Here is a 12,315-nt window from a genome sequence, read left to right as displayed (position 1 = left end):
TCCGTCGGACGTGGCCCCCGGCCGGGCCGGGGCACCACGCCGTGCAGGCTACTCGTCGAAGGCACCCGGTTTCCTGGTGCTGTCGTTCGGCTTCGGCTTGCTGTAGACGACCTTGACCGGCAGTCCCTCGTCCCGGAACGCCTTGCGGGCCGCCTTGGCGACGTCCGGGTCGGAGAAGTGCCATTCGACGGCGCGTCCGCCGGACGCCTCGACCTGGGACCGCGCCTCGGTGACGAACTTGTCCCGGCCCGACTGGGTGAGGGTGCCGCTGTCCGTCTTCGAGAGGTAGCTGCCGTAGCCGTTCTTCGCCTCCAGGAAGGTCTGCCGGCCGGAGTCCCAGCCGTCGTACTCCACGGCGGGCTTGCCCTCCTTGGGGTGCGGTACGACGTACTCCTGGCCGCGGTTGGTCCCGGTGACCTGCTCCTGGTAGCGAAGCCAGGACTCGTTCTTCCAGTTGGGCGCCGGGTTGCGGTCGCGGCTGGCCCAGTAGCCGTCGCCGAGGTCCGCGTCGCCGAGCGTGCGGTCCTTCAGGTCCTCGGCCCAGGAGGGCGGGTTGTAGTTGCGCGGGTCGGAGGTGTCGTTGCGGTTGGCCTCGGGGTACTGCTTCTTCTCCAGCTCGGCCTTGCGCGCCCGCTCCGGCTCCTCCAGCCGCTTCTGGTCCAGGTGGGCGGCGCGTTCCTGGTCGCGGGCCTCCTGGGCCTTGGCCTTGGCCGCCTCGTCGCACCCGCCGTCCGCGAGGACGACGCGGCCGGTGGATCCGGAGGCCAGTACGCCGGTGCCTGCACCGGCGACCCCGGTGGAGCCACCGCCTCCGGCGGGGCCGCCGCCGTAACGCACCAGGGGCGGCCCGGAGGCGATGACACAGCCGGTCCTGCGGGCCGCGTCCTCGGCCGCGTCGGCGGCGTCGTCGGCCTCCTTCGCCGCCTTGCGCACCCCGTCGAGGTCCCCGAGGTCGGCGGCCTTGCGGGCCCGGCGCGCCGCGGCGCCCGCGTCCCCGGCGGCCTCGGCCACCTGCTCGGCGATCTTGCCCAGTTTTCCGAGCTTGCCGACCTTGCCGACGACCTTCGCGACGTCGTAGCCGGGGATGAAGAGGGAGCCGATGTTCCAGACGACGTCCGTGACGGCCCGGGTCTTCTCACCGTTGTTCCAGCGCTCGCGGACCTCGTCGCCGACGAACACGTCGTCGGCGACCTTGCCCACGGTGTTGCCGGAAGCCGTGGTCCAGTCCCAGATGGCCCCGAGGTAGTCGCCGTCGTCCCACTTGTCCCCGGCGCCCTTGGAGTCCTGCGTCCACTGGTCGCCGAGCTGCTTGCCGTAGTCGGCGATGCCGGACCAGGTCTCCGGCTTGAAGAGATCGATGATGCCGGTGACGTCTCCCCAGATGCCGTCGACCGCGACGCCCTTGACCACCTGGGTCGTCCGGTCCCAGGCGCATCCGAAGAAGCCCCAGCCGCCGCAGTCCTCCTTCTCCTCGGCCTGGTCGCCGCCGCCGTTCCCGGCCTCGTCGTCGCCCTCGGCGGCCACGGGCCGGTCGTAGTCGGCCTCGGGCTCCTCGCCGCCCTCGGGGAAGGTGTCCTCACCGGTGCCCGGACGGCCGTCGTCGTCGGGGCCGCCCGTACCGCCGGACGAACCGCCGGTCGACTCACCGCCGCCCGTCCCGGGGCCGGACGTGTCGCCGCCCGTGCCGCCCGATGAGCCGCCCTCCGTACCGCCGGAGGAGCCGCCCGTACCGCCCGTGTCGCCGCCCATGCCCCCGGTGGAGCCGGTGCCGCCGGTGACGGTCGAGCCCTCCGTACCCCCGGTGGTGCCGCCGTCCGCGCCCTCGGTGGCGCCGCCCTCCGTACCGCCGGTGGCGCCCTCCGTACCGCCGCCGGCCTCCACCGATCCACCCCCGGACACCGGGCACGAGGAACCGGTGAGCGAGCAGATGGCCGACTGGAGGCCCTCGGTGATACGGCCGCCGAGGCCGCCCACCGTCATCGCCCCGATGAGGGCCACGACGATCAGGACCAGGCCCAGATACTCCAGGGCCGACTGCCCCCGGTCACGCCGCCAGGTGATCATGTGCGGAAGGGAGAACCCGGGCCTCTCCCCCCGCTGCCCCTGCGGCAGCAGGAACCACGCGCGGCTCTGCTTGCGGGTGAGGAACACCAGGATCAGTACCGGCAGGAACAACTGGGTGAAGCCGTGCGCCGATCCGTCACCGATGTTGGCCACGCCGCCGAGGACCAGCCACGCCTGGAGGGCCGTCAGCCCCCACCACACCCGCTTGCCACCGGTCCGGACGTGCCGGGCCAGCAGCAGGGCGAGGACCCCGGGAGCGGAGGCGTACAGCAGGACTCCGAGTACCTGCGCGCCCATCGCGTCGACGGCGAGCGCCGAGCCGAACAGCCCGAGTCCGCCGAGGACCGTCGCACCGAACAGGACGACGAGCAGGACGCGTGCCGTGGCGAGCGGGCGGGGCAGCTCGCGCCGCGCCGGCCCGTGCGCAGGAGCGGCCGCTCCTGACATGGGTATGCCACCGATCGCAGACATACGTGACCCCAACCCCCGCTGTCAGTGAGCGACATGACAACCGCCCACGCTAGGGCCAAGGCCCCTTTCCCGTCGTGGGCCCCAGGGCCCAACAAAGGGCCCATCCCGCCCTGTTGCCCCACGCACGGCACGGGCCGGGTCCGTCGCGGTGACGGACCCGGCCCGGCCGGTGGCACGAGGTCGCGCCCGGAGGGGGCACGCCTCCAGGAGGGGTGGTGCGTCAGTCGCAGGTGCCCGCCGCCGAGGCGCGGGTCACCACGTCGGTGGTGCCGCGGGTCTCGCTCCACAGGACGCGCTCGCTGCCGCTGTCCAGGCTGGGGTAGAGCTGGGCGCCCTCACCGCAGGAGACGCGCCGCCAGTCCGCCCTGCCGTCGTCGACGACGTCGGCGATCGGCGCGATCTCCAGCTTGGGCAGGGTCTCCGGCTTGTAGCCGCCCCAGGACATCGCGAAGGAGTCCGTGCGGACCAGCGACGTGTCGTTGACCGCGAGCTGGACGTAGGTGCCGAAGCCGCTCTTCAGGCTGACGCCGAACTGCTTCGCGGTGTTCGCCGGGTCGGCGAGGTCGTAGCCCTTCACGCCCTGGAAGCCCAGGAACATGCTGGTGTTGACGACGAAACCGTAGGACCCGTTGTGCACGTAGTCCGTGGGGACGTCGAACAGGCCGCCCGCCTTGGCCCGGGTCAGCGTGCCGGTGGCCAGGTCGTAGACCGCGATGTACGTCTGTGAGGCCTCGTAGTCCAGGAAGGACACCTTGCCGTGCGCGATGGTCGGGCGCACCGCGCTCGTGCCGGCCGCGGGCGTGATGTTGACCGGCTTGCCGTTGCCCTTCCTGACGTAGACATCCGCCTCGTCGCCCTGGATGTCGACCCAGGTCACCGTGTCACCGTCGATGTCGGCCTCGCGCTGGTCGCCCTTGCCGCCCGCGACGACGGTGACCTTCTTGCCGTTGCCGTTGACCTTGGTGGAGACGACGTCCGCGCCGTTGGCCCCGACCCGGGTGTAGAGGAGTTCCTTGTCCTGGATCACCGGGTCGATCGCCCACAGGCCGTCCTGCTGGAAGTCCCTGGGGCCTTCGCCGCCGTCGACCCTGCCGACCTTGATGCCGAATTCCGGGGTGCCGTCGAAGAAGCTCTTCAGGTCGACGTAGGACATCGCCCAGAACTTGCCGTCGACGGCCATGTTCCGGGACTGCTCCATCGCCTCGGCGGCCGGGGCGACGTTCCTGGCGAGGGTGTCGCCGTCGCGCTCGAAGCCGGTGTTCTCCCAGCCCGGGTAGATGCCGCGGGCCTCGAAGGCGTTCTCGATCTTCTGGATCTCGCCCTTGGTGGCACCGAGCCTGCGGGCCGCGTCGACGATGCCGTAGCGGGCCTGGAGGAAGTCGGTCCAGGGGGTGAAGTTCTCGGTCAGCGCCGTGTAGATGATCTCGTCGGCGGTGTGCTTGTCCATCGTGCGGCGCATGTCCCACATCGCGCCGCCGACGATGGTGGAGTTGAGGTGCACCCCGCCGTTGTCGACCGCCAGGGGGACGTTGAGGTAGTCCTTGTCCGCACGGCGTCCGTCGTTGAGGTCGCGCAGGGCGCAGTCCTGGGGGGCGCTGCCGTCGCTGCACAGGTCCTCGCCGATGAGGCCCGCCTCGGGGTCCTTCATCGAGAGGCCGTCCGCGTCGACCTCCATGGCCTCGCCGAAGTAGTCGGAGACCGCCTCGTTGAGTGCGCCGGACTGCTCGACGTACAGCATGCCGCCCGAGTGGTCGGTGATGCCGTGCGTCATCTCGTGGCCGACGACATCGAGTCCGACGGAGAACGGGACGCCGTTCATCCCGCCGTAGACCATCTTGGTGCCGTCCCAGAAGGCGTTGCCGTACGGCTTGCCGTTCTGGGTGACGTTGACGACGGACCGCATGGTGCCGCCCTCGCCGTCGATGCCGTCGCGGCCGAGACCCTTGTAGTAGTCGAAGACCCGGCCCGCGTTCATGTGCGCGTCCACGGCCCCGGACGCGGTCGCGTCGGCGCCGAACTCGGCGGTGTCGGAGGCCGCCAGAGGCGTATCGGCCGGGAGGGTGCCCTCGTAGTTCCCGACGGCGTCGCCCCGGGCGTCGTACGTGAGGATCTCGCCGTCGGCGCCGTCCCACATGGAGCGTCCGCGGTCGCGGGTCTCGAAGCGGCCGTCGGCCCGCTCGTAGACGTTGAGGGCGACCTGCTCGCCGCCGAAGGTGGCACCGCTGCCCTTCGCCGGGCCCTCGGCGTTCGCGAGCCTGTCGTAGGAGAAGGCGACGCCGCCGGTGTGCGCGTCGACATACACCTCCTGCCGTACCGGTGCGCCGGAGGCATCCGCCCCGGAGACCGTGAAGTGCCAGGCCAGGATGCCCTCGCCCTGCGGGAGGACGACCAGCCCCCCGTCCGCGACCCGGTGGTCGGGGACCCGGCGGACGGCCGGGTCGAAGGCGATACGGCCGCGGGCGGCGGACTCGGACACCTTCGGGGTGGTGTCGGTCCTCAGACCGGTGAACACGGCGCCGGAGACGGACTCCACCCGGGCGCCGCCCCTGGTGTGCACGTCGTACTGGGCACCGAGGACGGGTACGCCCCGGTGCCGCTGGGTGAACCGGACGGTGTCGCGGTCCCCCGCGGCGATGGTGTCCGCGACCGCGAGGTCGAGACCGGCCACGCGGTAGACATCGTTGTGGCGGGCCAGATGGGCGCGGGCGGCTGCGGCCGGGTTCGCGTCCGAGCGGGCGGCGGGAGCGCCGGGGTCGTCAAGTCCTCGGACGTAAGCAGGTGCTGCGGTGCCCGAACCTGCCACGACCTCGGGATCGTCCGTGGTGGCGGCGGTGGCGGGAAGCGCGGTCAGCGCGCCCGTGATCAGGGCGGCGGCCGCGGTGGCGGCCGCCAGACGTATGTGACGTCTACCCATGACATGCCCTCTCGGAGATGCGGATGGAACTGATGTCGCCCGATGTTTGCCGTTGTGACAGGGCTGCGACAATGGGTGTTCGCGGCGGGTCCACGCCATTGGCAGGAACTCGACACCGCGACGACGGCGAGCAGTTGCCGGCCGTCGCGCCGGGACCGGTACAGAAGGGGTGGCACCGTGCTGGGCAGGCTGGGCATGTCTCCGGAGGACGAGGAGCTGTATCGCACGCTCGTCGCACACGGCCCTCTCACCGCCGCCGACGCGGCGCGGCTCTGCGGGACCGGGCGGGAGCGGACCGAGCGGGTGCTGGTCTCGCTGCGCGAGTCGGGCCTGGTCTCGGCCCGGACCGGGCTCGGCGACAGCGCCGGCGAACTGTGGGAGCCGGCGCCTCCCGCCCTGGCCCTCGGCGCCCTGCTCGCGATCCATCAGGACGAACTGCGCTCACTGGCAGGCGAGATCACCGAACTCGACGGCACGTACCGGGAGTCCAGCGGACTGCGGGGCGAGGGCGGGGCCATCGAGATCCTGCACGGCCGCGACACCATCGCGCACCGCTTCATCCAGATGCAGCAGGGGGCGCGCAGCGAACTGCTCTGCTTCAGCAAGGGGCTCCCGGTGGCCGTGACGGGCGAGGAGAATCCGGGCGACCGCATAGCGATGGCCCGTGGGGTACGGGCCAGGCTGCTGGTGTCGAAGGACGCGCTGGAGGCCATGCCGGACAACCTGCACGAGGGCATCAGTCACGGCATGGAGATCCGGGTGGCGGACGAACTGCCGACCAAACTCCTGGTGGTGGACCGCAGAATGGCGCTGCTGCCCCTGCTGGCCGACCCGGCGCGGCTGCACGACCGGGCGGTCATCGTCCATGCCTCGGGCATCGTCGCGGCCCTGGTCGGGCTCTTCGAGCAGACATGGGCCCGGTCCCGTCCGATGCTGGCCGAGTGGCGCGGTGAGGACGACACGGCGGTGCTCGGACTGATGCTCGGCGGGCTCACCGACGAGGCGATCGCGCAGCGTCTGGGCGCGTCGGCGCGTACGGTGCAGCGCCGGATCAAACGCCTGATGGACCGGGCCGGGGCGACGACCCGCTTCCAACTCGGCTGGTACGCGCGGGACATGGGCTGGGTGACGGCTCCGGAACCCGGCCCGGCCGCCGTTCCGGGTACGGCCGGGGGCTCCGGGCCCCGTTCCGCGGACACCGCCCCGGCTCCCTGACGCACCGTACCCGGCAGCTGGACGCGCGCCGGGGCGTTCGTCCACCTGCCGGGTACGGTGTCCGGCGGTACGGCGGTCAGTCGGTGAGGTTCACCGAACGGGCCGAGGAGGCGCCGATCTCCACGGAGATCTCGTTCAGCACGGACTGCGGGACGTTGTCGTCGACGGTGAGCACGACGAGCGCCTCGCCGCCCACGTCGGCCCGCGAGACCTGCATGCCCGCGATGTTCAGCCCGGCCTCGCCGAGGATCTTGCCGACCGCGCCGACGACACCGGGGCGGTCCTGGTAGCGCAGCACGACCATGTGGTCGGCCAGCGCCAGGTCGACATCGTGCTCGCCGATCGCCACGATCTTCTGGAGGTTCTTCGGGCCGGCCAGCGTGCCGGAGACCGCGACCTCCTCGCCGCTCGACAGCGTGCCGCGGACCGTCACCACATTGCGGTGGTCGGGCGACTCGGAGCTGGTGGTGAGGCGGACCTCGACACCGCGCTCCTGCGCGAAGAGCGGGGCGTTGACATAGCTCACGGTCTCGTCGACGACGTCCTCGAAGACGCCCTTGAGCGCGGAGAGTTCCAGCACCTTCACATCGTGCTGGGTGATCTCGCCGTACACCTCGACATCGAGACGGGCCGCCACCTCGCCCGCGAGGGCGGTGAAGATGCGGCCGAGCTTCTCGGCGAGCGGCAGTCCGGGGCGTACGTCCTCGGCGATCACACCGCCCTGGACATTGACCGCGTCCGGTACCAGCTCACCGGCGAGGGCGAGACGCACGGACTTGGCGACCGCGATGCCCGCCTTCTCCTGGGCCTCGTCGGTGGAGGCGCCGAGGTGCGGGGTGCAGACGACCTGGTCGAACTGGAACAGCGGGGAGTCCGTGCAGGGCTCCTTGGTGTACACGTCCAGACCCGCACCCGCGACGCGGCCCTCCTTGAGCGCGGAGGCGAGCGCCTCCTCGTCGACGATGCCGCCGCGCGCGGCGTTGACGATGCGCACCGAGGGCTTCACCTTGTGCAGCGCCTCGTCACCGATCAGGCCGAGCGTCTCGGGGGTCTTGGGCAGGTGGACGGTGATGAAGTCGGCGACTTCGAGCAGCTCGTCCAGGCTGAGGAGCTTGACGCCCATCTGCGCGGCGCGGGCCGGCTGCACATAGGGGTCGTAGGCGACGATCTTCATGCCGAAGGCCGACATCCGCTGGGAGACCAGCACACCGATACGGCCGAGGCCGACGACGCCGAGGACCTTCTCGCTGAGCTCGACGCCCGTGTACTTGGAGCGCTTCCACTCGCCGTTCTTCAGGGCGGTGTTGGCCTGCGGGATGTTCCGCGCGGTGGCGACGAGCAGGCCGCAGGCCAGCTCGGCCGCGGTGACGATGTTGGAGGTCGGGGCGTTGACGACCATCACACCGGCCTTGGTGGCCGAGGAGACGTCGACGTTGTCCAGACCGACGCCGGCGCGGGCGACGACCCGGAGCTTCTTCGCGGCGGCGATGGCCTCGGCGTCGACCTTGGTGGCGGAGCGCACCAGGATGGCGTCGACATCGGTGATCGCGGGGAGGAGCTGGGCGCGGTCCGCGCCGTTGCAGTGCCGGATCTCGAAATCCGGACCCAGGGCGTCGACCGTTGCCGGCGACAGCTCTTCAGCGATGAGTACGACAGGTTTCGAGCTCACGTGAGTCCTCACAAGTCCAGTGCGGACGGCCGTCCCGACGGCCGCAGGCGGTGGAGGGGCTAGCCGCGTGGTAGACGCACGACACTGTGGGCCCTGACGCGTGTATGGGGAGAAGTGTAGTCATGCGGCGGAGCGCATACCGCGCCCCGGTGGAAGGATCACCCGCACGAGGGTGGACGTGGTGTACACACGTGCGGTGCCGCCCCTTCCCCACCGCCTCTCCCCGCAGTGACACGGGGGTGGTGAGGCGGACGGTGTTGCCGCGGGGCGGGCCCGGTGGGACCCGCCCCGCGGCGCAGGACCTACGCTTCCTCGTCGTTCACCCAGCTCATGAGCTTGCGCAGCTCACGGCCGGTGGTCTCCAGGAGGTGGTCGCTGTCGGCCTTCTTGTACTCGTTGTACTTGGGCAGACCGTTGTGGTACTCGGCCATCCAGGCCTTGGCGAAGGTGCCGTCCTGGATCTCGGCGAGGACCTTCTTCATCTCGGCCTTGGTGGCGTCCGTGATGATCCGCGGGCCGGTGATGTAGTCGCCCCACTCGGCGGTCTCCGAGATGGACCAGCGCATCTTCTCCAGGCCGCCCTCGTACATGAGGTCCACGATGAGCTTCAGCTCGTGCAGGCACTCGAAGTACGCGATCTCCGGCTGGTAGCCGGCCTCGGTCAGGGTCTCGAAACCGGCCTTGACCAGGGCGGCGGTGCCACCGCAGAGAACAGCCTGCTCACCGAACAGGTCGGTCTCGGTCTCCTCGGTGAAGGTCGTCTTGATGACGCCGGCGCGGGTGCCGCCGATGCCCTTGGCGTACGAGAGGGCGAGCGCCAGACCGTTGCCGGAGGCGTCCTGCTCGACGGCCACGATGCACGGGACGCCGCGGCCCTCCTCGTACTGGCGGCGGACCAGGTGGCCGGGGCCCTTCGGGGCGACCATGCAGACGTCGACACCGGCCGGCGGCTTGATGAAGTCGAAGCGGATGTTCAGGCCGTGGCCGAAGAACAGCGCGTCGCCGTCCTTGAGGTTGTCCTTGATGGACTCCTCGTAGACCTGGGCCTGGATCGGGTCCGGGACGAGGATCATGATGACGTCGGCCTCGGCGGCGGCCTCGGCCGGGGTCACCACGCGCAGGCCCTGCTCCTCGGCCTTGGCCTTGGACTTCGAGCCCTCGTGCAGACCGACGCGGACGTCGACGCCGGAGTCACGGAGCGACAGCGCGTGGGCGTGGCCCTGGCTGCCGTAGCCGATGACCGCGACCTTGCGGCCCTGGATGATGGACAGGTCGGCATCGTCGTCGTAGAACAGCTCGGCCACTGGGTCTTCTCCTTGGTGTGCAGGTGTTGCGTCCCACCGTACGGCGGGGTGCGTCGTATTCGTTCTCGGGTCTCGCCATGCGAGCGGCGGGCCGGCGGCCCGAGCCGCCGGCCGGCTACGCCGTGCGGTCGAGTGCGCGCAGGGACCGGTCGGTGATCGAGCGCGCGCCGCGCCCTATGGCGATGGTGCCGGACTGGACCAGCTCCTTGATGCCGTACTGCTCCAGCATCTTGAGCATGGCCTCCAGCTTGTCGGCCCCTCCGGTCGCCTCGATCGTGACCGCCTCCGGGGAGACGTCCACGGTCTTGGCGCGGAACAGCTGGACGATCTCGACGATCTGGGACCGGGTCTCGCTGTCGGCGCGGACCTTCACCAGGACGAGCTCGCGCTGGATCGCAGCGGAGGGCTCGAGTTCGACGATCTTCAGGACGTTGACCAGCTTGTTGAGCTGTTTGGTCACCTGCTCCAGAGGCAGGTCCTCGACATTCACGACGATGGTGATGCGGGAGATGTCGGGGTGTTCGGTGGTACCGACCGCGAGCGAGTCGATATTGAAGCCGCGCCGGGAGAACAGGGCGGTGATCCGGGCGAGGACACCGGGCTTGTTCTCGACCAGGACGGAGAGCGTGTGCTTGCTGGACATGGAGTCGGTCTCTCTCTGTCTCTCAGTCGTCTTCGTTGTCGCCGAAGTCGGGGCGGACCCCGCGGGCGGCCATGACCTCGTCGTTGGAGGTGCCGGCGGCGACCATCGGCCACACCATGGCGTCCTCGTGGACGATGAAGTCGATCACGACGGGGCGGTCGTTGATGGAGTTGGCCTCTTCGATGGCCTTGTCCAGGTCGGCCGGGTCCTCGCAGCGGATCGCGTAACAGCCCATGGCCTCGGACAGCTTGACGAAGTCCGGCACGCGCGTGCCCTTCGCCGGGACGCCGTCCGTGTCGGCGCCGGAGTGCAGCACGGTGTTGGAGTAGCGCTGGTTGTAGAACAGGGTCTGCCACTGGCGGACCATCCCGAGCGCGCCGTTGTTGATGATGGCGACCTTGATCGGGATGTTGTTGAGCGCGCAGGTGGTGAGTTCCTGGTTGGTCATCTGGAAGCAGCCGTCGCCGTCGATGGCCCAGACGGTGCGGTCGGGCATGCCGGCCTTGGCGCCCATCGCGGCCGGGACCGCGTACCCCATCGTCCCGGCACCGCCGGAGTTCAGCCAGGTGGCGGGCTGCTCGTAGTCGATGAAGTGGGAGGCCCACATCTGGTGCTGGCCGACGCCCGCCGCGAAGATCGTGCCCTCGGGGGCGAGCTCGCCGATGCGCTGGATGACCTGCTGCGGGGAGAGGCTGCCGTCCTCGGGCAGGTCGTAGCCGAGCGGGTAGGTGTCGCGCCAGCGGTTGAGGTCCTTCCACCAGGCTTCGTAGTCGCCGGTGTGGCCCTCGGTGTGCTCGGCCTGGACGGCCTGGACGAGATCGGCCAGGACCTCGCGGGCGTCGCCCACGATCGGCACGTCGGCGGCACGGTTCTTGCCGATCTCGGCCGGGTCGATGTCGGCGTGGATGATCTTGGCGTACGGGGCGAAGCTGTCCAGCCTGCCCGTGACGCGGTCGTCGAAGCGGGCGCCGAGGGCGACGATCAGGTCGGCCTTCTGCAGCGCGGTGACGGCGGTGACCGCACCATGCATGCCCGGCATTCCGACGTGCAGCGGGTGGCTGTCGGGGAATGAGCCGAGCGCCATCAGTGTGGTGGTGACGGGCGCGCCGGTCAGTTCCGCGAGGACCTTCAGCTCGGCGGTGGCCCCCGCCTTGATGACACCGCCGCCGACGTACAGCACCGGGCGCTTGGCCTGGGTGATGAGCTTGGCGGCCTCACGGATCTGCTTGGCGTGCGGCTTGGTGACCGGGCGGTAGCCCGGCAGGTCCTGGGTGGGCGGCCAGCTGAACGTCGTACGCGCCTGGAGCGCGTCCTTGGCGATGTCGACGAGGACCGGTCCGGGGCGGCCGGTGGAGGCGATGTGGAAGGCCTCGGCGATGGTGTGCGGGATGTCCTCGGCCTTGGTGACCAGGAAGTTGTGCTTGGTCACCGGCATCGTGATGCCGCAGATGTCGGCTTCCTGGAAGGCGTCGGTGCCGATGGCCTTGGAGGCGACCTGCCCGGTGATCGCGACCAGCGGGACCGAGTCCATGTGCGCGTCGGCGATCGGGGTGACCAGGTTGGTGGCGCCCGGCCCGGAGGTGGCCATGCAGACCCCGACCTTGCCGGTGGCCTGCGCGTAACCGGTGGCGGCGTGGCCCGCGCCCTGCTCGTGGCGGACGAGGACGTGACGGACCCGGGTGGAGTCCATCATCGGGTCGTACGCGGGAAGGATGGCGCCGCCGGGAATGCCGAATACCGTGTCGGCGCCGACTTCCTCGAGAGAACGGATGAGGGACTGCGCGCCCGTGACGTGCTCAACGGTGACGGACGACGGTCCGCCGTTACGGGCGCGCGGCTGCGGGTGGTGGGCCCCGGTGGCCTGCTCGGTCATCGGCATTCTCTTCTCGAAGCTGAGGGTTTTCGCGGGTGTTTTGCAGCGTTTTGCGGGGTGCCGGTGCAACAAAAAACCCCTCGTGCCGTGAGGCAAGCGAGGGGAGCGCGCCGGTGCGGTCTGCAGGGTGTCGTGGAGTGACCCTGCTTCAGCCGACGCGCT

At 70.5% G+C, this 12,315-nt stretch carries 7 protein-coding genes; 1 reads left to right on the top strand and 6 read right to left on the bottom strand.

The window, feature by feature from the left end:
* Nucleotides 1–48 precede the first annotated feature (48 nt).
* Together ABT170_RS03825 and ABT170_RS03820 are read right to left on the bottom strand one after the other, a co-directional pair.
* The gene (locus tag ABT170_RS03825) at nt 49–2,535 is read right to left on the bottom strand and encodes a Tox-REase-5 domain-containing protein (protein WP_351863852.1); all 2,487 of its coding nucleotides are present in this window, start codon (nt 2,533–2,535) and stop codon (nt 49–51) included.
* Between the two features lie 220 nt (nt 2,536–2,755).
* On the bottom strand, nt 2,756–5,449 hold the full coding sequence (locus tag ABT170_RS03820) for a M4 family metallopeptidase (RefSeq protein WP_351863849.1): 2,694 nt from the start codon (nt 5,447–5,449) through the stop codon (nt 2,756–2,758).
* A 177-nt stretch (nt 5,450–5,626) separates the two neighbouring features.
* On the opposite strand from ABT170_RS03820, the gene ABT170_RS03815 reads away from it, so the two are divergent.
* Complete coding sequence (locus ABT170_RS03815; RefSeq protein ID WP_351863846.1) at nt 5,627–6,664, top strand: helix-turn-helix domain-containing protein; 1,038 nt, start codon at nt 5,627–5,629, stop codon at nt 6,662–6,664.
* Between the two features lie 76 nt (nt 6,665–6,740).
* Here the strand turns inward: ABT170_RS03815 and serA are convergent, their stop codons facing one another.
* From serA to ABT170_RS03795, 4 genes are all read right to left on the bottom strand, one after another.
* Entirely contained in the window at nt 6,741–8,333 is a 1,593-nt protein-coding gene (gene serA / locus ABT170_RS03810; protein WP_351863843.1) for a phosphoglycerate dehydrogenase, read from the bottom strand.
* A 302-nt stretch (nt 8,334–8,635) separates the two neighbouring features.
* A complete protein-coding gene (gene ilvC / locus ABT170_RS03805) occupies nt 8,636–9,637 on the bottom strand; it encodes a ketol-acid reductoisomerase (protein ID WP_329945900.1) in 1,002 nt (333 codons plus the stop codon).
* 115 nt (nt 9,638–9,752) lie between these two features.
* Nucleotides 9,753–10,280 carry an acetolactate synthase small subunit gene (gene ilvN, locus ABT170_RS03800; protein WP_073727039.1) on the bottom strand — a complete coding sequence of 176 codons (528 nt, stop codon included), beginning with the start codon at nt 10,278–10,280 and terminating at the stop codon, nt 9,753–9,755.
* Nucleotides 10,281–10,302: 22 nt separating this feature from the next.
* Complete coding sequence (locus tag ABT170_RS03795) at nt 10,303–12,159, bottom strand: acetolactate synthase large subunit (protein ID WP_329945901.1); 1,857 nt, start codon at nt 12,157–12,159, stop codon at nt 10,303–10,305.
* Between the last annotated feature and the right edge of the window lie 156 nt (nt 12,160–12,315).

Origin of the sequence: Streptomyces sp. NPDC001787 (assembly GCF_040297465.1) — a bacterium.
GTDB lineage: Bacteria > Actinomycetota > Actinomycetes > Streptomycetales > Streptomycetaceae > Streptomyces.
The sequence above is the reverse complement of the archived record's forward strand: the minus strand, read 5'-3'. Positions and strand labels throughout refer to the sequence as shown.